The 22,955-nt window shown below is 63.1% G+C and carries 15 protein-coding genes; 8 read left to right on the top strand and 7 right to left on the bottom strand.

Features of this window, described 5'->3' with window-relative positions; all coding sequences use genetic code 11:
* Positions 1 to 7 precede the first annotated feature (7 nt).
* A complete protein-coding gene (locus AAIL67_RS04145) occupies positions 8 to 3,862 on the bottom strand; it encodes a tetratricopeptide repeat protein (RefSeq protein WP_343483454.1) in 3,855 nt (1,284 codons plus the stop codon).
* Positions 3,828 to 6,638: a bifunctional glycoside hydrolase 114/ polysaccharide deacetylase family protein gene (locus tag AAIL67_RS04140; RefSeq protein WP_343483453.1), complete on the bottom strand. Its 2,811-nt coding sequence runs from the start codon at positions 6,636 to 6,638 to the stop codon at positions 3,828 to 3,830. The genes AAIL67_RS04145 and AAIL67_RS04140 overlap by 35 nt, the downstream gene beginning before the upstream one ends.
* 373 nt (positions 6,639 to 7,011) lie before the next feature.
* Between AAIL67_RS04140 and AAIL67_RS04135 the strand changes: the two genes are divergently transcribed.
* Both AAIL67_RS04135 and AAIL67_RS04130 read left to right on the top strand, forming a co-directional pair.
* A complete protein-coding gene (locus tag AAIL67_RS04135) occupies positions 7,012 to 7,155 on the top strand; it encodes a hypothetical protein (protein ID WP_343483452.1) in 144 nt (47 codons plus the stop codon).
* The gene (locus AAIL67_RS04130; RefSeq protein WP_248843028.1) at positions 7,110 to 7,598 is read left to right on the top strand and encodes a DUF3293 domain-containing protein; all 489 of its coding nucleotides are present in this window, start codon (positions 7,110 to 7,112) and stop codon (positions 7,596 to 7,598) included. The genes AAIL67_RS04135 and AAIL67_RS04130 overlap by 46 nt, the downstream gene beginning before the upstream one ends.
* Before the next feature lie 169 nt (positions 7,599 to 7,767).
* Here AAIL67_RS04130 and AAIL67_RS04125 read toward each other — a convergent pair whose 3' ends face one another.
* The 4 genes from AAIL67_RS04125 to AAIL67_RS04110 all read right to left on the bottom strand — a co-directional run bounded on the left by AAIL67_RS04125 (position 7,768) and on the right by AAIL67_RS04110 (position 15,869).
* Positions 7,768 to 9,243 carry a glutamate synthase subunit beta gene (locus AAIL67_RS04125; protein ID WP_012837053.1) on the bottom strand — a complete coding sequence of 492 codons (1,476 nt, stop codon included), beginning with the start codon at positions 9,241 to 9,243 and terminating at the stop codon, positions 7,768 to 7,770.
* 73 nt (positions 9,244 to 9,316) lie between these two features.
* Complete coding sequence (locus AAIL67_RS04120) at positions 9,317 to 14,053, bottom strand: glutamate synthase-related protein (protein WP_343483451.1); 4,737 nt, start codon at positions 14,051 to 14,053, stop codon at positions 9,317 to 9,319.
* Positions 14,054 to 14,235: 182 nt separating this feature from the next.
* Entirely contained in the window at positions 14,236 to 14,943 is a 708-nt protein-coding gene (locus tag AAIL67_RS04115) for a transposase (protein ID WP_003062049.1), read from the bottom strand.
* A gap of 89 nt (positions 14,944 to 15,032) precedes the next feature.
* Positions 15,033 to 15,869, bottom strand: coding sequence for an IclR family transcriptional regulator (locus AAIL67_RS04110; RefSeq protein WP_343483450.1), 837 nt, complete (start codon positions 15,867 to 15,869; stop codon positions 15,033 to 15,035).
* Between the two features lie 103 nt (positions 15,870 to 15,972).
* On the opposite strand from AAIL67_RS04110, the gene AAIL67_RS04105 reads away from it, so the two are divergent.
* The 5 genes from AAIL67_RS04105 to AAIL67_RS04085 all read left to right on the top strand — a co-directional run bounded on the left by AAIL67_RS04105 (position 15,973) and on the right by AAIL67_RS04085 (position 20,634).
* Positions 15,973 to 16,674: a 3-oxoacid CoA-transferase subunit A gene (locus AAIL67_RS04105; RefSeq protein ID WP_012837049.1), complete on the top strand. Its 702-nt coding sequence runs from the start codon at positions 15,973 to 15,975 to the stop codon at positions 16,672 to 16,674.
* Positions 16,675 to 16,705: 31 nt separating this feature from the next.
* Positions 16,706 to 17,347, top strand: coding sequence for a 3-oxoacid CoA-transferase subunit B (locus AAIL67_RS04100; RefSeq protein ID WP_003058693.1), 642 nt, complete (start codon positions 16,706 to 16,708; stop codon positions 17,345 to 17,347).
* 56 nt (positions 17,348 to 17,403) lie between these two features.
* On the top strand, positions 17,404 to 18,615 hold the full coding sequence (pcaF, locus tag AAIL67_RS04095) for a 3-oxoadipyl-CoA thiolase (RefSeq protein WP_063661854.1): 1,212 nt from the start codon (positions 17,404 to 17,406) through the stop codon (positions 18,613 to 18,615).
* A gap of 165 nt (positions 18,616 to 18,780) precedes the next feature.
* A complete protein-coding gene (locus AAIL67_RS04090; RefSeq protein ID WP_343483449.1) occupies positions 18,781 to 19,776 on the top strand; it encodes a tripartite tricarboxylate transporter substrate binding protein in 996 nt (331 codons plus the stop codon).
* Between the two features lie 120 nt (positions 19,777 to 19,896).
* Positions 19,897 to 20,634, top strand: a complete 738-nt coding sequence (locus AAIL67_RS04085; RefSeq protein ID WP_034357427.1) for an SDR family oxidoreductase — start codon at positions 19,897 to 19,899, stop codon at positions 20,632 to 20,634.
* Between the two features lie 254 nt (positions 20,635 to 20,888).
* Here the strand turns inward: AAIL67_RS04085 and AAIL67_RS04080 are convergent, their stop codons facing one another.
* Positions 20,889 to 21,734, bottom strand: coding sequence for an SIS domain-containing protein (locus AAIL67_RS04080; RefSeq protein ID WP_003058703.1), 846 nt, complete (start codon positions 21,732 to 21,734; stop codon positions 20,889 to 20,891).
* Positions 21,735 to 21,979: 245 nt separating this feature from the next.
* Here AAIL67_RS04080 and tal point away from each other — a divergent pair, with 245 nt between their 5' ends.
* The gene (gene tal / locus AAIL67_RS04075) at positions 21,980 to 22,945 is read left to right on the top strand and encodes a transaldolase (RefSeq protein WP_063662087.1); all 966 of its coding nucleotides are present in this window, start codon (positions 21,980 to 21,982) and stop codon (positions 22,943 to 22,945) included.
* Positions 22,946 to 22,955: the final 10 nt, after the last annotated feature.

Below are 22,955 nucleotides of genomic sequence, written 5' to 3'. Positions count from 1 at the left end.
GAAATCTTCAGAAATGGAGGCGGTAGGCGAGCTGCAGCTCGCGGGTGGTGCCCGTGGTATTCACACCCGACTTGGAGAAATTCAGTCCCAGCATCAGGTGATCCGCCCCCAGCACGCTGGTGGCCAGACCGAAGCTCAGGTCATAGCCCGTGCCGTTGATGCTGTGGCGGGTCAGGGCCAGGCTGGCAAACGGCCGCAGTGCGCGCGAGTACTCCTGTGCATAAGGCATATTGGCCGAGATCCGCAGCCCCGAAAAACGGAAATTGCCGGGCAGCAGATAGTCCATGCCAGCCTCGCTTCCCGACGGCAGATAGCGCAGCACCGCCGCATCCCGGCCGCTCAGTCCCCCGGGGCTGTTGCGGCTGTAGCGATGCCAGGAGGTGAAGGCGTCGAACTGGACCAGGGGTGCCTCGCCGCGATAGCTATGGGTGTATTGCAGCGTGGTCTGGTTGCCCAGGCCCACGCGCGCACCGGTCTGCACATGGAAACGCTCATGGGCATACTCGAGGCTGAGCTGATCCAGCCGCGACAGCCTGTAAATTGCACCCACGGCCACGCGATCCTTCATGCCCCCCATGCGCATGGGCAGCGTTTCCTGCGTCGGCAGGTCGCGGCCCAGCGCAGCCTGAAGGCTCAGGCGGCTGTCCAGGATCTGGGTGTGCGAAAACTGCATGGGCACATAGCTGCTCATTCCCTGGCGCTGGCCCAGCATGAACTCGCTGCTGGAACCCTGAGTTTTGCGCGTCAGACGCAGGCCCAGGCCATGTTCGGACGAAGGCGCCTGTACAAAGCCGCGACCGTTCACGCTGCGGCGCGTGTGATCGGCATCGATGTCCAGCGCCCAGCGCGGACTTAACGCCAGATGCCAACTCAGGCGCCGTGCCCGCTCGTCTATGCCATCCAGCCGCCGGCTATGCAACTGCAGGCCTGCATGGTCGCTGAAGGCCAGCAGTTGCTCGGTAAGAGCCAGATGCAGGCTGTCGTCGTCGGGCTGGTCGTGCTGGGTCTCGAAGGCGGCAGACTGCGCCAGCCTGCCGTCGCCCGTCAGGGTCGCCGCATTGATGCGGTCGTAGCGCGACAGGCTGGCATCGTATTGCTCCAGCAACTGGCCGACCTGGGCATGATCCTTTTCGGCCAGTGCCACGGTGATCTCGGCCCAAAGTGGCCGGTTCGCCCGCTTGCTGCGGCTGAAGGCGTACTGCTGCCACAGATAGCCCCGCTCGGTCGAATATTCTCCCTTGTCCTGCAGCCAGGCAATGGCCAGCTCCACGGCCGCCGGGGAAAGCTCCCGGCCCGTATCGCGGTCCATGCGCATGAGCTCACGCAGCAGGACCAGCTCGTCATCGCCGTGCACTTGTGAGAGCATCAACCGGTTGCGGGCCTGACTCTGCACCTTGTCCAGGTCTTCGGGGCTCAGCCAGCGACGCAGCTTGCCACCCGAGGCTCGGCCTGCTGAAGTATCGGCCAACCCGACATCCCGCGTCTGGAGTGCCTGCCTGACCCACAGCTCGCGCCGCAGCCGCCAGGCCAGATCCACCTGCTGGTTTTGCTCGAGCGCATCGGCGTAGTTCATCATCCAGAGGAAGTCGTCGCCGTTCTCCTGCAGATGGGGGCGCAGATAGCGCTGCAGGGCCACAGCCGGGCGGGACAGAGCCATATAGGCAGCCGCCAGCGCATCGTGCATCTCCGGATCCTGGGCCCAGGCCGGCTCGGCCTGCGCCAGCATCGGCGCGAGCAGCGCGGCATTCTGCGTATCTATCAGCAGCCACAGCAGTGACTGACGCATCAGGGTCGAGCCCCCATCCAGGGCCAGGCCCTTTTGCAGCAGTTCCAGGGCTTTTCTTGTCTGTCCAACATGCTGGTAGTAAAGCGCTGCGGCGTGCAGAAAAGCCGGCTGCTGAAGCAGCAAACCGGCCGTCTTGGTGTCGGCCAAGGCGTGATCGATCTGCTGACCCGCATGGCTCCACTCGTTCAGATCTTCCAGCATATAGAGCGCCTGGGACAAATGGCGCGGATCGTGGAACTGATGCCATGCGCGCAGAGACACCCGAGCCGCCTCACTGCGATCGCTGCGAATCAGCAGATTGATGACCTCGTCGAAATCGCGCGCCTTGGCATCCTGCATTTCCAGCAAACGCCTGAAAGCGCCCAGTGCCAGGGCCTCCTGCTGCTGTTTCTGCGCCACTTCGCCCAGCAGTCGCCAGTATTCGGCCTCGGCTTCAGCTCCCATATCGGCCGGCACCCGTGCCTGGGCATCATCCAGCCAACTCAGGCCAAGCGCGCGCTCACCTTGCAGAAATGCCAGCACCGCGGCCGGCATGACATGGGCCGGAACGCGCTGCGCCGGATCGCGGAGCAGGCGTTTCCAGGCATTGAGCGCCACCACGGGTTGGCCGGCACGCTCGGCCAACTGGGCCAGCAGAATCTGCGCCTGCGGCGTGTTCCCATGGGCTTGCAGATAGTCGATCGCCGGCTGCGGCTCGGCCTGGCGCTCATAGGCCTGTACCAGCGCCTGCTGCAGTGCTGCATCGCCAGGACGTCGGCCCAGTTCGTGCTTGATACCTTCCACCAGCGCGCGATCGTCGAACAAGCCCGGCGCCAGTCGCATCACAGACTGCCAGGCAACCTCACGCTGCGTGGCCTGGGCAATGGCCAGCCAGTTGTCCAGGGCCACCTGCTGGCGCCCGCTCCACTCCGCCACCTGGGCCAGACGCTCGCGCCAAACCATATTCCCCGGAGCCTGGTGCACGGCAGCTGCGGCCACACGCCAGGCATCCTCGAGATTGCGGTTCTCGAGGAATACCTGGTAGCCCAGCTCATAGGTTTTGTCGTCGAACGGAAGTCCCGGAGCCTCTTTCCTAGCCGGTGCGGCAGTGTGCCGCAGCGTCCAGCCCGGAGCCTTCCAGAGCACGGGATGCAGCGCCCAGGCACCATCGTCGGCCCCGCCGCCCCTATCAGCCACGGCCCGCATGTTCAGCCATTGCTGCTGCAGCGACAACTTGAGCAGTTGCTTGGCATAGCGCTCGGCCTCGGCCGAAGCGCCGGCCGCACGCGCCAGGCCTATCAGCCGGCGCAGCGTCTCGGGATCGCTGCCCAGCAGCTCCTCCTGCTCGCGCGCCAGCACCAGTGCTTGCTGGGCACGGTTGCCGGCCTGCAGCACCTGCAAGGCCTGCCACATATACTCGCGCGACTGCTGCACCTCCGGCGCCGCCGCGCTGGCCTCGCGCCACAGCAGGGAGGACTGCTCGTACATGGACAACCCCAGCGTCTGACGTGCAGCGGCCTCGTACACGCGCGCCTTGCGCTCAGGAGACACCTGTTTACGGGCCAGCTCCTCATAGATTTCCAGGGCCTGTGACTCATCGTTCAGCACCAGCGCCGAGGATGCCAGATAAAGGCTTTGCTCCTGGCTCAGATCGTCGCGCGGCACGGCCTTGAGCGCCTGCATCACCGCGGGTGCCAGCTGCCTGACCTGACCATCTGATCCATGGCCCCGCTGCCTGGTTTCCAGATAGCGCTGGTACAGCGTCTGCCAACGATCCCAGGCCTGGGCCGCAGCGCTGGGCAGAGCCTGCCTGCGCGCCTCTTCCTGGGCCTGTCGCATGGCCTCGAGCCGCTGTTGCTTGACCTTGAGCAGGCTCTGCAGACGTTCATTTCCCGGGTCGCTCTTGAGCAGATTGCTCAGGTAATTGAGCGAAAGCTCGGAATCGTCCGCCGAATCGGCAAGCCGACGCTCCAGCGCCTGCTTGGGGAACAACATCCACAATGCTCCTCCGATCAGCACTGCCAGCAGTGCGATCAGCCAGTGAGGAACCGTGGTCGGGCGCTCAGAGCGCACGGCATTGCGCTTGGAGTTGGGCACTGTGGCTGGCACTTCTGAAGGAGCGGATGGAGGAGCGGTCCGCAGCGGGAACCGCGCTGATGGAGGAACTGGCAGCGGCAGCGCTCAGCGAGCAGCCAGGCGGCAGATACATGCGCATCTCCAGCGGCACATGACCTTCCAGCGTGAAGCGCAGACTGCCGTCGGCCTGGGTCTGCCAGTCCTTGAGGCGAGCATTGGCATCCACCAGATAGGGGGTGGAGGCGGTCGGTGCGGCCCCTGTACGCACCACCATCCGAGCTACGCCGTCGGTCAGGTGCAGATAGCTGCCGTCCACTCCCGGCGCATAGCCGGCAACGCCCGTGCTTTCGGCCATCACAGGAGTGCCCAGGCCCGGCGGCAGACGCAGCGTACGCAATCGCCCGGGGCCGCGCAGGCGCCAGCCCTCGCCGTCCCGGCCGATCGCAAACTGGTAGAAATCCTCTACCTTGCGTATGTATTCCGAGCCGTAGACCGGGTGCAGCTTGCGGCTCAGCGCCCATTGATAGGCCTTGTGCAAGGCCTTGAGGCTGGCCTGCTTGCTGGCCGAATAGGAGTGGTAATAGATGTCCACCGCCTTGAAGCGTCGCGGCGCATCAGTCATCTCAAAGGTCTCGATAACGCGTTCGAAGCCGTAGAACGGGCCATGCCACAGATTGGTGTAGATGTTCTCGTTGGTGACCGGTGCATAGATCTGCAGATGCCCGCCCTTGTGTATGCCCCAGCTCTTGACCTCGGTGATGGACGGATTGCTGCGCATGATCGAGGTATCCCCGCCATTCATGTTCAGCAGGCCTGCGGCATCGGAGATGGCCAGCGCATCGGCGCCGGGTGCCGTATCGCCGGTCCACAGGAACACCTTGACCGGCTTGCCTGCGGGAGCCAAGCGCTGGCTGATGTAGTCGACCGAACCCACAATCTCCCGGCGCAGATCCATTTCATAGCCGAGAATGCTGAGGTTCAGGCTGGCCTCCTTGCTTTCGGCAAACAGTCCATGGCTTACGGAGCGATCCCAGAGATAGGGGTGGGAATAGGAGTGGCTGGCGATCTCCACATGCGGCATGGCAAAGATGCGTTTGGCAATGCCCTCGAGCTGATCTGCCCATTGCGGATACAGGCCCTTGGGCGAAACCTCGGCCTCGATCACGGACACCGTGTGGGGAATACGGTAGCGCTCGAGGATCTCGCGGCGCAGCATCTCTCCGGCAAAGGGTGCACCGGGCGCTTCGGCCTTGGATGGGAATCCGTCTCCATCCACATGGGCCAGCAGCAGACGGCGGCCGTTCTCGGTGGTCACATCGGGGACGGGAATGTCTTCAAGCCGCAATGCCTGCTTGAGCAGCGCGAAAGGATCGACCACCCAGCGCGACTGCTCGGTGCCCGGCACGTCCGTCAGCACATAAGGCGTCATCACAAAACCGCCCCAGGGCGTGATGGCGGCTGAGACGAAGCGTCGGCCCTTGGCATCGTCAAAGGACAGCAGTTGCCGGCTTTGCTGCTGCAGCTGCGGCGTCAGCAGCCAGCCCGTGTAGTCGTGGGCCGGCAGCCCGGGCTCGGTCTCGAACCCCATGGCAGCCGCCTGCTCGGCCTTTTTCAGCGGAAAGGCCGGAACGGTCTCCATGGCGCGCACGCCCAGCGTGCTCGCAAGCGTACGATCCAGGGACACGCCGGGCGCCTCCATCATCAGCAGCGGCATACCCTGCTGGACCTGGCGCACCATCCAGCTGCGCACATCCTTGAAGCGCGTGTCGGGAATGGCCCCGCCGAACCAGCTCACCACACCTGCGTAGCGATCCCGTCCCACGTCAGTGGGCAGTGCCGAGCGCACATCGGCATAGTCGACCACATAGCCCATGTAGTTGATGGGCATCTCGAGGAAGCGATGGGCCGATGCGTAATCGAGCGCGGGATCGTCGGCTCCGTTGTAGAGCACCAGTATCCGACGCGCCACGGCCTCGACCCGTCCCATGCCCAGGGTCTGCAGACCGGCATCGCTCACCCAGGCAATGATGCCCAGCTGCGCAATGCGCTGTGCGGTGGCCCGTGTAGTGTCGCGGTCATGCGGCGCCACATAGTCAATGGCCAGCACCGGCAGCTTGTCGCGCTCCCGTATGGTTTGCAGCTGCTGCAGAAGCCAGTCGCGGTCCTTGGCAGAAACTTCCACATAGCGCTTGAGATTGGCATCCCAGCCGCGATACAACGACTCGGCCGCCACCATCTGAATCTTGTCGCGCACTCGCGGCACGATCTCGAAGCCGCGGTTCAGTATCAGCTTGATGCCGGGAAAGCGGCTGTGCAAGGTGTCGATGACGCGGACCAGGCCATCCTGCTGCGCCGCTTCATCGAAGTGTGCGGCCAGGCGGTAGGAGTCCAGGGTATCCAGGAAAAAACCTCTGTAGCCCTTTTCCCAGAGCGGTGCAATCACTTGCTGAGCAAAGAACTCCGGCCACTGCGCCGGGGTCTGGTCGATCACGATGGAACGCCAGGCTCCATTGCGCGCCATCTGCCATGCGACCGGCAGCTTCTTGAAGTAGGCCCGCTCCGGCAGTACTTCAGCTACCGAGGCATAGGCATAGAGTTCGCTGCCGGGCGCCTGGTCGCGCAAACGCTGCGGGTCGTAGCCATGGTCGGGCTCTACAACGGCAATGTCGTAAAGACCGAGTTCGCTCAGCGAAGCCTTGGCTCCATAGTAGATGGCAACCGACGGCTCCGCAGCCTGGCTGCTCCAACCGTACAACAAGGCGCAGCAGAACACGCAACTTCGCAGAAAAGCATTCACGACCAGGCCCTCATGTTGTTGGTTTACACGTTAATTGATAGTTATCATAAATTAATATGCATTTTTTAATTGTTATTAACTTTTAAATATATAGACTGACTCACGAATATTCTGTGTAGGTACGCTGCCAAATACCTACTAAAAACCCCGAAAATACTCAAACCCAATGACCCCAATGACCCAAATGAAGCGCGGAGGAAATTCGCTCGGCTTGACTGGTCAGAAAGGGGTGCAAGCAAGGCTTCCCGGATCACTGCACCGCGCGCCAGGGCCGTGCGCGAATCGGCGTCCCGGCTGCTGTCCAGCGGATGAAGCCAATGTGGGGGACACTGTGGCACAGCACCATCTGGGCCGAATCTCCGGACGACTGACCATGAACCAGAACCACAGCGATGCGGCGCAATACGAGATCGATCTTTCGCCGGCCGGGCAATTGCCGGACTGGAAGGCGGAGCTTGATATGGAACGCATGTGCGCGGACACCTGGCGCCGACAAAGCTCGGCCGCCACACCCTGAATCTGACGGGCATGCAGGACACGCAGCTTCCCTCTTCATTGCAGCAGGCTTACCATCGCGCCGAATATCGCGTGCATGATCAAAGCGGGCTGGACTGGCGGCTGCAAGTCGACAGACTCCAGCCCCTGCTGCTCACGCACTACAGCGCACACCAGGTGGACTGCGCAAGCTTTCTCACGGCCTGCAATCCTCGGGGGCAGTTGCTGTCCGATGCGGACAACGCCAGGCGCATGCAGCAGCTGCGCCAGACGCTGCGCGTCGGCGCCTGGATATTTTCCGAAGGCCAGGGTCTGGATCCGCAAGGCCTGTGGCCCGGCGAAGCCAGCGTGCTGGTGTGGGGCATGGACGCCCCCACGGCCCGCGCCTGGGGCGAACAATGGGAGCAGAACGCCGTGCTCTGGTGCGGCGCCGATGCCATCCCCCAGTTGCTATGGCTCAGATAAAGCGTTCTGATAGCAGCTTGCACACGCTCTTCCTAGTTATCAGCCACAAACCCATCCGAAATCGTTATTCATAAATCGCATGCAGCTATCAATTCAGCTACTAGTCGATGGAGGCCATAAAAAAAGGCGCCCCGGTGGGCGCCTGTGAAAATCTTGAATATGCCTTGGCTCAGCGAGGCAGTTCGCTGGCGCCCATCAGGAACTCGTCCACGGCACGTGCGGCCTGACGGCCTTCACGAATCGCCCACACGACCAGCGACTGGCCACGGCGGATGTCGCCGGCAGCGAACACCTTGGGCACGCTGGTGGCATAGCCGCCGATGAAATCGGTGCTGGCCTTGGCGTTGCCGCGTGCATCCTTGTCGACGCCAAAGGCTTCGAGCACGGTGGCGACAGGGTTCACAAAGCCCATGGCCAGCAGCACCAGATCCGCAGGCCAGACCTTTTCCGTGCCGGGCACTTCGCTCAGCTTGCCGTCCTTGAACTCGACCTGGACGGTGGTCAGGCTCTTGACCTTGCCCTTTTCGCCGCCGAATTCCTTGGTCGAGATCGCGAACTCACGCACCACGCCTTCGTCGTGGCTGGACGAGGTACGCAGCTTGATCGGCCAGTAAGGCCAAACCAGGGGCTTGTTCTCCTGCTCGGGCGGCATGGGCATGACCTCGAACTGGGTCACGCTCTTGGCGCCGTGGCGGTTGGAGGTGCCCACGCAGTCGGAGCCGGTGTCGCCGCCGCCGATGACGATGACATGCTTGCCGTCAGCACGGATCTGGCCCTTGAGCTTGTCGCCCGCGTTGACCTTGTTCTGCTGGGGCAGGAACTCCATCGCGAAGTGCACGCCTTCGAGATCGCGGCCGGGCACGGGCAGATCACGCGACTGCTCGGAGCCGCCGGTCAGCAGCACGGCATCGAACTCGGCATTGAGCTGCTCGGGGCTGATGGTTTCCTTGGCCCAGTTGGTGACCTTGGAATCCTTGCCCAGACCGTCCTTGCCGGCAATCAGCACGCCGGTGCGGATCTTCAGGCCTTCGGCCACCATCTGCTCGACACGGCGGTCGATCAGGCCCTTGTCCAGCTTGAAGTCGGGAATGCCGTAGCGCAGCAGGCCGCCCACGCGGTCGTTCTTCTCGAACAGGGTCACGTCGTGGCCGGCGCGCACCAGTTGCTGGGCCGCTGCCATGCCGGCAGGGCCGGCACCGACCACGGCCACCTTCTTGCCGGTCTTGTGCTTGGGCAGCAGGGGCTTGACCCAGCCTTCGCTCCAGGCACGGTCGATGATGGAGTGCTCGATGGACTTGATGCCGATGGCGTCGCCGTTGATATTGGCCACACAGGCAGCTTCGCAGGGTGCGGGGCAGATGCGGCCCGTGAACTCGGGGAAGTTGTTGGTGCTGTGCAGCGTGGTGATGGCGTTCTTCCAGTCACCCTGATACACGAGGTCGTTGAAGTCCGGAATGATGTTGTTGACCGGGCAGCCGTTGTTGCAGAACGGCGTGCCGCAGTCCATGCAGCGTGCAGCCTGCACCTTGGCCTGATCGGTCGTCAGGCCGATGACGAATTCCTTGTAGTGCTTGAGACGTTCCGCAACGGGGGCATAGCCCTCTTCGATGCGCTCGTATTCCATGAAGCCGGTGGTCTTTCCCATGATCTTTAATCCTTGAAATCTGTGTTCGCTTGCAGTGCGGTGGCCGCCTGGCCGCCACCGCTTGGAGCCGTGTTTACTTGGCGGCTACTGCTTCTTTCTGAGGAGCTGCTGGCGCTTTCGCAGCTTGCTTTTCCTTCTGTTTGCGTTCAAAGATCTCGCCGAGTGCACGCTGGTACTCGGTCGGGAACACCTTGACAAACTTGGCACGCGCTGCGGCCCAGTTGTCCAGCAGATCACGGGCACGCTTGGAACCCGTCCAGCGGCTGTGAGCCTCCACCATGTTGCGCAGCTGCTGATCGTCGCTTTGGCCGCGGTGCCAGATGCCGGGATCGACACGCGAGACAAACTCGTCGTGCGGCAGCACCTTCTCCAGCTTCACCGAAGCGGTGTTGCAACGCTCGGCAAACTTGCCGTCCTCGTCGTAGACATAGGCCACGCCGCCGCTCATGCCGGCCGCGAAGTTGCGGCCGGTCTTGCCCAGCACGACCACGGTACCGCCGGTCATGTATTCGCAGCCGTGGTCACCCACGCCTTCGACCACGGCCGTGGCACCGGACAGACGCACGGCAAAGCGCTCGCCGGCCACGCCGCTGAAGAAGGCTTCACCGCTGGTGGCGCCGAACATCACGGTGTTGCCCACGATGGTGTTGGTCGTGGTCGAGCCACGGAACTCATGGCTGGGATGCACCACCACACGACCGCCCGACAGGCCCTTGCCGGTGTAGTCGTTGGCTTCGCCGCTGAGGTTCAGCGTGATGCCGTTGCACAGGAAGGCACCGAAGGACTGGCCGCCCGTACCTTCGAAGTGGATGCGAATGGTGTCGTCTGGCAGGCCTTCGGCATGATGCTTGGTCACCGCGCCCGAGAGCATGGCACCGACGGAGCGGTTGACGTTGCGCGCCACTTCCATGATGCGCACCTTCTCGCCGTTTTCGATGGCGGGCTTGCAGCGCTCGATGAGCTTGACGTCCAGCGCCTTGTCCAGCAGGTGATCCTGGCTTTCCACGTGATAGCGGGCCACGTCGGCAGGCACTTCGGGCTGGGCGAACAGACGGCTGAAGTCCAGACCCTGAGCCTTCCAGTGCGCTATGCCCTTGCGGGTGTCGAGCAGATCGGAGCGGCCGATCAGGTCGTCGAACTTGGCGATACCCAGCTGGGCCATGATCTGGCGCACTTCTTCGGCGATGAAGAAGAAATAGTTCACCACATGCTCGGGCTTGCCGGTGAACTTGGCACGCAGCACGGGATCTTGCGTGGCCACGCCCACGGGGCAGGTGTTGAGGTGGCACTTGCGCATCATGATGCAGCCTTCCACCACCAGCGGAGCCGTGGCAAAGCCGAACTCGTCGGCACCCAACAGGGCGCCGATGACCACGTCGCGGCCGGTCTTCATCTGGCCGTCGGCCTGCACACGCACACGGCCGCGCAGACGGTTCAGCACCAGGGTCTGCTGGGTCTCGGCCAGGCCGATTTCCCAGGGACCGCCCGCATGCTTGATGGAGGACCAGGGCGAGGCGCCGGTGCCGCCGTCGTGCCCTGCGATCACCAGGTGATCGCTCTTGCACTTGGTCACGCCTGCGGCGATCGTGCCCACACCGACTTCGGACACCAGCTTGGTGCTGATGCTGGCGTGCGGAGCCACGTTCTTCAGATCGTGGATCAGCTGCGCCAGGTCTTCGATCGAGTAGATGTCGTGGTGGGGAGGAGGCGAGATCAGGCCCACACCGGGCACCGAGTGACGCAGTGCACCGATGTAGTCGGAGACCTTGCCGCCGGGCAGCTGACCGCCTTCACCAGGCTTGGCGCCCTGAGCCATCTTGATCTGGATCTGGTCCGAAGAGGCCAGATATTCGGCAGTCACGCCGAAACGACCGGACGCGACCTGCTTGATCTTGGAGCGCAGCGAGTCGCCGGCCTGCAGTTCGATATCGGACTCGACCTTGTCCTTGCCGATGATGGAGGCCAGGGTTTCGCCCTTGCTGATGGGGATGCCCTTCAACTCGTTGCGATAGCGCTTGGGATCTTCGCCGCCTTCGCCGGTGTTGCTCTTGCCGCCGATGCGGTTCATGGCCACGGCCAGCGTGGCATGGGCTTCGGTGGAGATGGAACCCAGCGACATGGCACCCGTGGCAAAGCGCTTGACGATTTCCTTGGCCGACTCGACCTGGTCCACGGGAATCGCCTTGGCGGGATCGAACTTGAATTCGAACAGGCCGCGCAGCGTCATGTGGCGCTTGGTCTGGTCGTTGACCAGCTGGGCGTATTCCTTGTAGGTACTGAAGTTGTTGGCACGTGTGGAGTGCTGCAGCTTGGCAATCACGTCAGGCGTCCACATATGCTCTTCGCCACGAGCACGCCAGGCGTACTCGCCGCCGGCATCCAGCATGGTTTCGAGCACGGGGTCGTCGCTGAAGGCAGCTTCATGGTTGCGGATGGTTTCCTCAGCGATCTCGAAGACGCCGATACCTTCCACACGGCTGGCCGTGCCCGTGAAGTACTTGTCCACGGTCTCGCTGTTCAGGCCCACGGCTTCGAACAGCTGGGCGCCGCAGTAGGACATGTAGGTGGACACGCCCATCTTGGACATGATCTTGGACAGACCCTTGCCGATGGCCTTCACATAGTGATAGATGGCCTTGTCGGCAGTGATGGGCGCAGCTTCGCGGCTGAAGATGTCGACCAGGGTCTCCATCGCCAGATAGGGATGCACGGCTTCCGCACCGTAGCCGGCCAGCACGGCGAAGTGGTGCACTTCGCGGGCCGTGCCGGTTTCCACCACCAGACCGGCGGTGGTGCGCAGACCTTCACGCACCAGATGCTGGTGGATGGCGGACAGCGCCAGCAGCGCGGGGATGGCCACTTGCGTGGCGCTCATGTTGCGGTCGCTGATGATCAGGATGTTGGCACCGCCCTTGATCTCGTCCACGGCGTGAGCGCACAGCGAGGCCAGCTTGGCTTCCACACCCTGCTTGCCCCAGGACAGCGGGTAGGTGATGTCGATGGTCGAGCTCTTGAACTTGCCGTTGGTGCGCTTTTCGATATCACGCAGCCTGGCCATGCCTTCGAAGTCGAGCACGGGCTGCTGCAGCTCCAGGCGCATGGGCGGGTTGACCTGGTTGATGTCCAGCAGGTTGGGCTTGGGACCCACGAACGACACCAGCGACATCACGATCGCTTCCCGGATCGGGTCGATGGGGGGGTTCGTCACCTGAGCGAACATCTGACGGAAGTAGTTGTACAGCGGCTTGTTCTTGTCGGACAGCACGGCCAGCGGGCTGTCGTTGCCCATGGAGCCAATGCCTTCCTCGCCCTTTTCGGCCATGGGGGTCAGCAGGAACTTGATGTCTTCCTGCGTGAAGCCGAAGGCTTGCTGGCGGTCCAGCAGGGACAGCTCGGTCTTGGCCGCGGGCGCCTTGAAGTCGGCGGGGATTTCCACCTCGTCGAGCTTGATGCGCAGGTTCTCGATCCACTGCTTGTAGGGCTTGGTGTTGACGACGTTGGCCTTGAGCTCTTCGTCTTCGATCATGCGACCCTGCTCCAGGTCGATCAGCAGCATCTTGCCGGGCTGCAGGCGCCACTTGCGCACGATCTTGCTATCGGGCACGGGCAGCACGCCGGCTTCAGAAGCCAGGATCACCATATCGTCATCGGTGATGCAGTAGCGCGAGGGACGCAGACCGTTGCGGTCCAGCGTGGCGCCGATCTGGCGGCCATCGGTGAACACGATGGAGGCGGGGCCGTCCCAGGGCTCGATCATCGCAGCGTGGTATTCATAGAAGGCGCGGCGGCGCTCGTCCATGGCTTCGTGCTGCTCCCAGGGCTCGGGAATCATCATCATCACGGCCTGGCTGATGGGGTAGCCGGCCATGGTCAGCAGTTCCAGGCAGTTGTCGAAGGTGGCGGTGTCGGACTGGCCGGCAAAGCTGATGGGATAGAGCTTTTGCAGGTCTTCGCCCAGCACGGGAGAGGCCATCACGCCTTCGCGCGCCAGCATCCAGTTGTAGTTGCCGCGCACGGTGTTGATTTCACCGTTGTGGGCCACATAGCGGTAGGGGTGGGCCAGAGGCCACTCGGGGAAGGTGTTGGTGGAGAAACGCTGGTGCACCAGGCCGATGGCCGAGACGCAGCGCTCGTCGGCCAGATCACGGTAGTACACACCCACCTGGTCGGCCAGCAGCAGGCCCTTATAGACCACGGTGCGGCTGCTCATGCTGGGAACGTAGTATTCCTTGCTGTGCTTGAGGCCCAGGTTCTGGATGGCGGCCGAGGCCGTCTTGCGGATCACGTACAGCTTGCGCTCCAGCGCGTCCTGCACGATGACGTCGGCACCACGGCCGATGAAGACCTGGCGCAGGATGGGTTCCTTTTCCTGCACGGTGGGCGACATGGGCATGTCGCGGTTCACCGGCACATCGCGCCAGCCCAGCAGCACCTGGCCTTCGGCCTTGATGGCGCGCTCCATCTCCTGCTGGCAAGCCAGACGCGAGGCATGTTCCTTGGGCAGGAAGATCATGCCCACGCCATATTCGCCGGCGGGAGGCAGTGCCACGCCCTGCTTGGCCATTTCCTCGCGGTAGAGCTGATCGGGGATCTGGATCAGGATACCGGCGCCGTCACCCATCAGAGGGTCTGCGCCCACGGCACCGCGATGGTCGATGTTTTCGAGGATCTTCAGTGCCCCCAGCACGATGTCATGGCGCTTCTGACCCTTGATATGGGCCACAAAGCCCAGACCGCAGGCATCGTGTTCGTTGCTCTTGGAGTACAGACCGTGGTCCTGGAGATACTTGATCTCGGCAGCAGTCGTCATGGGGAATCCTCTTATATCAATCGCGGGGAACGCAAGATTACGACATGACATGAAGTTATGCAATAAGTATTAATTGGGGTCAGATTCCAATTAATTCCCAACTTTTTTTATTTGCATTTAATTGGGGACATATAAAAACAGAGCAAAGCAGCCCAATAAAAACAAGGAGTTGGAAAAGCCGTTTAGTCTTCGTGCACCGAAGCTGTGCGTGCTGCAGGCCTGCCGGCCTTCTGCCGCTTCACGCGCCGCTCGGTTTTTTGTTGCAAATTTTCAATGAAATCGGGCTCACCCAGAGCCCAGCCACGCAGCGCGGCATGGCTGATCTGCGCCTGGGTATCGGCATCCAGACCGGCCTCCACGGCCCTGACATAAGCCGCATCCCGGGCAAAGGGCGTGTTGCCCAGAGCCCAGAAAAGCGCGTGCGGGCTGATGAGCGCATCGCTTTGCAGGCCTGCGTTGTGCGCATAGCTGGACCAGGGCCAGTCCACCGCGCGCTGCACCAGCCCGTCGCGCACGGGGTTGAGATCCATGGAGACCATGGTGGCCATCAGCCATTGCTCGGCCTGCAGCACGGTGCAGCGATAGCGCCCCTCCCACAAGGTGCCGGTACGCCCGTGGCGGTTGTTGAAGTAACGCACATAGCTGCGCCCCACGGCCTGCATGAACTGGGGCACGCCCTGCTCCGTCCTGGGCGTCAGCAGCAGATGGAAGTGATTGGGCATGAGCACATAGGCATGCACATCGACCTCGAAGCGCCGCGCCATCTCGCGCATCAGATCCAGCATGACCAGGCGATCCTGCGCGTCCACAAAGATCTCGCCGCTGTTGTTGCCACGCTGGATGATGTGGTGCGGCATGTTTGCCAGCGTGAGACGGGGAAGACGGGCCATGGAGCGGACTTGGACAGGGGCGACAGGGAAGGCGTTTCGGTCATTATGAAGCGTCGCGCCAGGGCCGACGCGTCCTCAGGCGCCAGACATCACAGATGCATGCGGCCCGAAGCACTCAGCAGCTGGCTGATGTGGCGCGTAGCGGCCAGCAACTGCGGCAGCAGCCGCTCGCGCATCATCTGCTCGCTGGTGCGATTGGCCTGACCACTGATGTTGAGCGCCGCCACCGTCTGGCCGCGCGCATTGCGTATGGGGGCGGCAATCGAGATCAGGCCCTCCTCCAGCTCCTGGTTGAGCAGGGCCCAGCCCTGCTCGCGCACGCGGGCGATCTCGGCATACAGCTCGTCGTCACCGGTCAGCGTGTGGCGCGTGAAGGCGCGCTGGTCGCGCCGGGCCATCAGCGCCCGCAGCTCATCGGGGGGCAGCGCAGCCAGCAGCACCCGGCCCATGGATGTCCAGAAGGCAGGCAATCGCGAGCCCACGCCCAGATTGGTACTCATGATCTTGTGCGTGTGCACGCGCAGAACATAGACCACGTCCAGGCCTTCGAGCACCGCGGCCGAGCATGACTCCTTGACCTCGTCCACCAGCGCCTCCATGGCCGGCTCGGCCAGATTCCACAGCGGCGTGGAGCTCAGATAGGCAAAGCCCAGATCCAGGATGCGCGGCGTGAGTGCGTAGTATTTGCCGTCGCTGCGCACATAGCCCAGCGTCTGCAGCGTCAGCAGGATGCGCCTTGCACCGGCACGTGTCAGACCCGTGGCTGCAGCCACCTCGCTGAGCGTCTGCTCCGGCGCCTTGGCGCTGAACGAACGTATAACTTCCAGCCCCCTGGCAAAGGACTGCACATAGCTGTCACCGGGCTTGAGCGAGACCGCTTCGCCCTCGACCGGGGTTTTCCCTGATGTGGTTTTTACAGTCTCCATTTTCATCATCCTTTTCTACAATTCTTTTAGCGAACAAATGTTCTATATGCGAACATTTTAGCGCCAATGGCGCAGATCTTTGTGTAGAAAATTGGAGACACCCATGATCAACAAGATCGCCGACTCGGTCGCTCAGGCCCTGTCCGGCATTCAAGACGGCTCCACCGTGCTCATCGGCGGCTTCGGCACCTCGGGCATCCCCGGCGAGCTGATCGACGGCCTGATCGCCCAGGGTGCACGCGAGCTCACCGTGGTCAACAACAACGCCGGCAATGGCGACACCGGCCTGGCCGCCCTGCTCAAGACCGGCCAGGTGCGCAAGATCATCTGCAGCTTCCCGCGCCAAGTGGACAGCTGGGTCTTCGACGAGCTGTACCGCAGCGGCAAGATCGAGCTCGAGCTGGTGGCCCAGGGCAATCTGGCCGAGCGCATGCGCGCTGCCGCCGCAGGCATAGGCGCTTTCTTTTGCCCCACGGCCTACGGCACCGAACTCGCCAAAGGCAAGGAAACGCGCGAGATCAACGGCAAGCACTATGTGCTGGAGTACCCCATCCATGGCGATGTGGCCCTGATCAAGGCCGAAAAAGGCGACCGTTGGGGCAATCTGACCTACCGCATGTCGGCGCGCAACTTCGGCCCCGTGATGGCTTCGGCCGCCAGGTTCACCGTGGCCACCGTGCATGAGATCGTGGAACTCGGCCAGCTTGACCCTGAATCCGTGGTCACCCCAGGCATCTATGTGAGCCAGGTGGTGAAGATCGAGCGCGTGGCCACCCAGGCCGGCGGCTTCAAGAAGGCGGCCTGAGCCCGCCAAGGTCCAGCAAGGAGATACAAGCGTGAGCTATCAAAAACGAAGCAAGGACGAACTGGCCCTGCGCGTGGCCCAGGACATTCATGACGGTGCCTATGTGAATCTGGGCATAGGCCAGCCCACCCTGGTGGCCAACCACATCCCCGCAGGACGCGAAATTGTTCTGCAAAGCGAGAACGGCATTCTGGGCATGGGCCCGGCACCGGCGGCCGGCTCTGAAGACTACGACCTGACCAATGCCGGCAAGCAGCCCGTGACCCTGCTGCCCGGCGGCAGCTATTTCCACCACGCCGACAGCTTCGCCATGATGCGCGGCGGCCATCTGGACATCTGCGTGCTCGGAGCCTTCCAGGTTTCGGCCACGGGCGACCTGGCCAACTGGAGCACCGGCGAGCCCGGCGCCATCCCCGCCGTGGGCGGAGCCATGGACCTGGCCATTGGCGCCAAGCAGACCTGGGTGATGATGGATCTGCTCACCAAAAAGGGCGAGAGCAAGGTCGTGGCCCAGTGCAGCTACCCGCTGACGGGCCTGGGCTGCGTCAAGCGCATCTATACCGATCTGTGCACCCTGGCATGCACACCCGAGGGGCTGCGCCTGATCGACAAGGTCGAAGGCCTGGAGCACGCCGAACTCGAACGCATCGTGGGCCTGCCCATCGCGGCCTGAACTTCAGGCCAATCCCGTCTGCACCAGAAGCTCAATTTTCATAACGGAGACATGCCATGAGCAACCAGAACCAAGCCTTTATCTGCGACGCCATCCGCACCCCCTTCGGTCGCTACGGCGGTGCGCTGTCCAGCGTGCGCACCGATGATCTGGGCGCCCTGCCCATCAAAGCGCTGATGCAGCGCAACCCCAATGTGGACTGGACTGCCGTGGCCGATGTGCTCTATGGCTGTGCCAACCAGGCCGGCGAAGACAACCGCAACGTGGCGCGCATGTCGGCGCTGCTGGCCGGCCTGCCCATCGATGCGCCCGGCGCCACCATCAACCGCCTGTGCGGCTCGGGTCTGGACGCTGTCGGCACGGCCGCGCGCGCCATCAAGTCCGGCGAAGCCCGCCTGATGATCGCCGGCGGCGTGGAAAGCATGAGCCGCGCCCCCTTCGTGATGCCCAAGGCCGAGTCCGCCTTCAGCCGCAACAATGCCGTCTACGACACCACCATCGGCTGGCGCTTTGTCAACAAGCTGATGAAAGCCCAGTACGGCGTGGACTCCATGCCCGAGACCGCCGAAAACGTGGCCGATGATTTCGGAATCGAACGCGAAGCCCAGGACCGCATGGCCCTGGCCAGCCAGGAAAAGGCCGCGGCTGCCATTGCGGCCGGCCATCTGGCGCGCGAGATCGTGCCCGTGTCCATCGCCCAGAAAAAGGGCGATCCCATCGTCGTGAGCCAGGACGAGCACCCCCGCGCCACCACCATCGAGGCCTTGGCCAGGCTCAAGGGCGTGGTACGGCCTGACGGCACGGTCACAGCCGGCAACGCCAGCGGCGTCAACGACGGTGCCTGCGCACTGCTGCTGGCCAACGAGGAAGCAGCCAGCCAGTATGGTCTGGTGCCGCGCGCCCGTGTGGTCGGCATGGCCGTGGCCGGCGTCGCGCCGCGCATCATGGGCTTCGGCCCCGCTCCCGCCGTGCGCAAGGTGCTGGCCCAGACAGGACTGACTCTTGAGCAGATGGATGTCATCGAGCTCAACGAAGCCTTTGCCGCACAAGGCCTGGCCGTGCTGCGCGACCTTGGCATTGCCGACGACGACCGCCGTGTCAACCAGTGGGGCGGCGCCATCGCCCTGGGTCACCCCCTGGGCGCATCGGGCGCCCGCCTGGCCACCACGGCCGTGAACCAGCTGCATGCCTTCGGCGGCCGCTATGCGCTGTGCACCATGTGCATAGGCGTGGGCCAGGGCATCGCCGTGGTGCTCGAACGCGTCTGATCCCGACTGCGGCAGGGACCGGCCAAGTCCGGCCTGCTGCCGCCCCCTGCCTCTTACACCAAAACAACGACCGCTGGAGTGCAGCTCTTTTCGGAGCTACGCCACCGCGGCAGCCCGCGCCCCGGCCACTGGCCGGCGGTGTCTTGCCTTTTTCCGGAGACCTAGATGTCCAATTCCCTTTCCCTGTCTCGCCGCCGCAGCCTGCAAACCCTGGCAGCAAGCGCCCTGTTTGCTCTGGGCGCTGCTCCCTCCATGGCCCAGACGCCCTATCCCAGCAAGCCCATCACCATGATCGTGCCCTTCTCGGCCGGCGGCACGACCGACATCCTGGCGCGCGTGGTAGGCCAGGCCCTGAGCACCGAACTAGGCCAGAGCATCATCATTGACAACCGCCCCGGCGCGGGCGGCAATATCGGCGGCCAGGCCGCAGCCCGTGCAGCTGGCGACGGCTACACCCTGTTCATGGGGACGGTGGGCACGCACGCCATCAACGAAGCCCTGTACAAGAAGATGCCCTTCGACCCGGTCAAGGACTTTGCTCCGCTGACCCGCGTCGCCAATGTGCCCAATCTGCTGGTGGCCCACCCCAGCCAGCCCTTCAAGACGGTCAAGGAAATGATGGCCTACGCCAAGGCCAATCCCGGCAAGCTGAATTTCGGCTCCTCGGGCTCGGGCAGCTCCATCCATCTGTCGGGCGAGCTGTTCAAGTCCATGACCCACCTGGACATGGTGCATGTGCCCTACAAGGGCAGCGCGCCGGCCATCACCGATCTGCTGGGCAACCAGATCGCCATCATGTTCGACAACATGCCCTCGGCCATCCAGCATGTGCGCTCGGGCAAGCTGCGCCCCATCGCCGTGACCACGGCCAAGCGCTCGCCCGAGCTGCCCGATGTGCCCACGGTCGCCGAAGCCGGCGTGCCCGGCTATGAAGCCACCTCCTGGTTCGGTCTCTTCGTGCCTATCAAGACACCTGCCGACATCCAGCAAAAGCTGCATGCCGCCATTGCCAAGGTGCTCAAGGATCCCGCCGTGATCAAGAAGATCAACGACCAGGGCGGCGAAGTCGTGATCGACACCCAGGAAGGCTTTGCCAAGTTCATCGACGCCGAAGCCAAGAAGTGGGGCAAGGTCGTCAAGGACTCCGGCGCCAGCGTCTGATCCCCCCAGGTGCCGGCCTGTCCCGGCCCCAGCACTGCCGGCGCATGCCGGCGGTTGCTGTTGCCCTCCCGGGCCCGCGCCTGTCGCAACCGCCCCGTTTTCCGTCTGAAAGTTATTGCCATGTCTTCCCAGAGCGCCTCCCTTACTGACCGCCCTCGCGTGTTGATCACCGGTGGCGGAGCCGGCATCGGCGCCGCCGCTGCCGAGCGCTGCCGCGCCGACGGCTACGAGCCCATCATCATCGACCGCGTGGTCGATCACGTTCCCGGCGGCATACAGGCCGACCTCAGCGATGCCGAGGACACGGCCCGCGCCCTGCGTCAGGCTCTGGAAACCGGCCCCATCACGCGCCTGATCAACAACGTCGGCGTGGTCGTACCCAACGACGCCGCCTCGCAGACCCTGGCCGAGTTCGACCTGGCCGTCTCGCTGAACCTGCGCTGCGCCTTCCAGTGCATGCAGGCCCTGCTGCCCGGCATGAAGCAAGCGGGGTTCGGGCGCATCGTCAACATGTCCTCGCGCGCCGCGCTGGGCAAGGACTTGCGCACAGCCTACGCTGCCACCAAGGCCGGTCTGATCGGCATGACCCGCGTCTGGGCGCTGGAGCTGGGCCAATGGGGCATCACGGCCAACGCCATAGGCCCCGGCCCGATACGCACCGAGCTGTTCGACAAGGCCAATCCGCCCGACGCCCCGCGCACGCAGAAGATCATTGCTTCCGTACCCGTCAAGCGGGTGGGCACTCCCGAGGATGTGGCCCATGCCGTGTCTTACATGCTCGACGAGCGCAGCGGCTTTGTGACCGGACAGGTGCTCTATGTCTGCGGCGGCATGACCGTGGGCGTCGCCTCCGTGTAAGCGGCTCGATCCGAGCTGCTGCCCGGGCAAGCTAAGTCCCCAAGCCGCAGATGCATCGCCTTCGTCCGGCGCGCACCCTGCAAGCCTTCGGGATCTGGATGCTTTTTAATTTTGATAGCTTAAAGCGCCTTTCCCAGAATGATTTCAATGTGTTTTATGCTTGAAACCATTTATGGAAAGGCGATAGAAGCTCTCAATAAGAGAGCTCTCTTGCTTGCCATCTCGACGCGCACAGGCCGCGCCTTTGCTGGCCCTCAGGTATAGCGCTTGGCGCGCAGATTGTTCTTCATCTGCTCCAGCGCCGGCTGCAGTGCCGGCCCGATGCGCAAAGCCACACAGGTCGCCAGCACGTCGATGATGAGCAGGTGCAGCAGCCGCGAGACCATGGGACTGTAGCGATCGTAGCCTTCGGGATGATCGGCAGCCAGATGCACCTGGCAAGCGGAGGCAAGAGGCGAGCCGCTGGCCGTGATGGCGATGGTGGTGGCTCCGTTCTTGCGGGCGATATCTGCGGCATCCATCAGATCTCGCGTACGGCCGGAGTTCGAGATGATGACCACGCAGTCCCCCGGCCCCAGCAAGGTAGCGCTCATGACCTGCATATGGCCATCGCTGGTGGCCAGACTGGTCACACCGAGGCGGAAAAACTTGTGCTGGGCATCCAGCGCCACGATGCCCGAGTTCCCGGCGCCGTAGAACTCGATGCGCTTGCCGGTCTGCCAGGTCGCGGCAATTGCCTGCGCAGCCTGCTCTATGGCCGCCGTGCTGGCAGCATTGCGGTACTGCAGAAAAGCTGCAACCGCGTTGTCCACCACCTTGACCATGACATCGCTGGTCTTGTCATCGCTGTCCACACTGCGATGGATGAAGGGCACGCCTTCGCTGACGCTGCCCGCGAGCTTGAGCTTGAAGTCCGCCAGGCCGTCATAACCCATGCTGCGGCAAAAGCGCACCACCGTGGGTTTGCTGACATGTGCCCGCACTGCCAGCTCTCGCACCGGCAGATGCGCGAAGGCCCGCGGATCGGCCAGTACCAAGCGTGCAACACGCTGCTCTGCAGGCGCCAGGGACGGAAGGGAGGCAGTAATCCGATCAAGCATATTGGCGCAGATGAGGTGGAAGGCAATGAATGAGTGCAGAAAAAAGCGAGCATAAGACCGAAGCGCCTCATGCCTCGCAAAATGGCAGCAAAACTTGAATATTTCCGCAAATAAATAGGCAAGCGCGCATATTCAGCAGGGTTTGCCTTGATACATCATCAAACAGAGTGGCGGCAGCCTCGTTTTCAATCTGGGATTCACGCTCTACACTTGCTGGTTAGTTTGAAACACAGCAAAGGATGGACATGAATCAGTTGGAGGCGCTCAAGCAATTCACGACCGTGGTCGCGGACACCGGTGATTTTCATCAATTGGCGCAGTTTCAACCGCAAGATGCCACCACCAATCCATCCCTGATTCTCAAAGCGGTTCAAAAGACCGAATATGCGCCGCTGATGCGCGCCACCGTGGCGCAATTCAAAGACCGGGGGCTGGACGAAATCATGGACCGAACGCTGGTGCGCTTCGGCTGCGAGATTCTGAACACCATACCCGGCCGTGTCTCTACCGAGGTCGATGCCCGCCTGTCTTTCGACACCGTGGCCACGGTCACGCGCGCCGAGCGACTGATCGAGCTGTATCAGGCCGCAGGCATCCACACCGAGCGCGTGCTCATCAAGATCGCCGCCACATGGGAAGGGATTGAAGCGGCCCGCATTCTCGAGCAGCGCGGCATTCACACCAATCTGACGCTGCTGTTCTCCTTCTGTCAGGCCGTTGCCTGCGGCCAGGCCAAGGTCCAGCTGATCTCGCCCTTTGTGGGCCGCATCTACGACTGGTACAAAAAGCAGGCCGGCACGCAATGGGATGAGGCCGCCATGGCCGGCACCAATGATCCGGGCGTGCGCTCCGTACAGAAAATCTACGACTATTACAAGCACTTCGATGTTTCCACCGAGGTTATGGGTGCAAGCTTTCGTAATACCGGCCAGATTCTGGCTCTGGCGGGCTGCGATCTGCTTACCATTGCACCTGAGCTGCTGGCCCAGCTCCGCGCACAGCAGGACGACGCCATGCCTTTGACCCGCGCCCTGGACCCGGACAAGGCCAGAGCCCAGCCGCAGGAACGCGTTCTGTATGACCAGGCCTCGTTTCGCTTTGCGCTGAACGAAGATGCCATGGCCACCGAAAAGCTGGCCGAAGGCATTCGCGCCTTTACCGCGGACACCCTGAAGCTGGAAGCATTGATGCAGCAAGCGGCTGCAGATTGACGGAAATTTC

The sequence above is a fragment of the Comamonas sp. A7-5 genome, assembly GCF_039581385.1.
Classification (GTDB): Bacteria; Pseudomonadota; Gammaproteobacteria; order Burkholderiales; family Burkholderiaceae_C; genus Comamonas; species Comamonas thiooxydans.
The sequence above is the reverse complement of the archived record's forward strand: the minus strand, read 5'-3'. Positions and strand labels throughout refer to the sequence as shown.

Bases quoted from the DNA above. Each gene is read 5' to 3' on its own strand.
- AAIL67_RS04110 (WP_343483450.1), bottom strand. From the start codon at position 15,869: ATGGAGACTGTAAAAACCACATCAGGGAAAACCCCGGTCGAGGGCGAA.
- AAIL67_RS04115 (WP_003062049.1), bottom strand. From the start codon at position 14,943: ATGGCCCGTCTTCCCCGTCTCACGCTGGCAAACATGCCGCACCACATC.
- AAIL67_RS04090 (WP_343483449.1), top strand. From the start codon at position 18,781: ATGTCCAATTCCCTTTCCCTGTCTCGCCGCCGCAGCCTGCAAACCCTG.
- AAIL67_RS04125 (WP_012837053.1), bottom strand. From the start codon at position 9,243: ATGGGAAAGACCACCGGCTTCATGGAATACGAGCGCATCGAAGAGGGC.
- AAIL67_RS04105 (WP_012837049.1), top strand. From the start codon at position 15,973: ATGATCAACAAGATCGCCGACTCGGTCGCTCAGGCCCTGTCCGGCATT.
- AAIL67_RS04135 (WP_343483452.1), top strand. From the start codon at position 7,012: ATGAACCAGAACCACAGCGATGCGGCGCAATACGAGATCGATCTTTCG.
- tal (WP_063662087.1), top strand. From the start codon at position 21,980: ATGAATCAGTTGGAGGCGCTCAAGCAATTCACGACCGTGGTCGCGGAC.
- AAIL67_RS04085 (WP_034357427.1), top strand. From the start codon at position 19,897: ATGTCTTCCCAGAGCGCCTCCCTTACTGACCGCCCTCGCGTGTTGATC.
- AAIL67_RS04120 (WP_343483451.1), bottom strand. From the start codon at position 14,053: ATGACGACTGCTGCCGAGATCAAGTATCTCCAGGACCACGGTCTGTAC.
- AAIL67_RS04080 (WP_003058703.1), bottom strand. From the start codon at position 21,734: ATGCTTGATCGGATTACTGCCTCCCTTCCGTCCCTGGCGCCTGCAGAG.
- pcaF (WP_063661854.1), top strand. From the start codon at position 17,404: ATGAGCAACCAGAACCAAGCCTTTATCTGCGACGCCATCCGCACCCCC.